1 protein-coding gene is annotated in these 261 nt (G+C 42.5%); it reads left to right on the top strand.

Annotation, left to right across the window (positions count from 1 at the left end):
- Positions 1-40 precede the first annotated feature (40 nt).
- The coding region (locus L9G74_RS24345; protein ID WP_238898712.1) for an ATP-binding cassette domain-containing protein at positions 41-261 on the top strand (221 nt) is incomplete at its 3' end.

The following is a 261-nucleotide window of genomic DNA, read 5'->3' as shown; positions in this document are numbered from 1 at the left end:
GGGAGTTAACGCAGGGCGTGCATCGAGTGAGCAGAAGAAATTGGAAAAGCTTGAAAAGGAAGGATTGATTGAGAAGCCTTTCCAAAGGAAGCAGTTGAAGATCAGATTTCCAGAGCGTGGGCAAAGCGGTAGAACTGTATTGACAATAAGGAATCTCGAATTTGGATTTGGGGAAGAGAAATTGTTCAATAATGCAAATCTAATAGTTGAGAGAGGTGAAAAGATAGCCATAATTGGCCCCAATGGATGTGGGAAAAGCAC

It is taken from the genome of Shewanella electrica, assembly GCF_022321485.1.
GTDB classification, from domain to species: domain Bacteria; phylum Pseudomonadota; class Gammaproteobacteria; order Enterobacterales; family Shewanellaceae; genus Shewanella; species Shewanella electrica.
The sequence above is the reverse complement of the archived record's forward strand: the minus strand, read 5'-3'. Positions and strand labels throughout refer to the sequence as shown.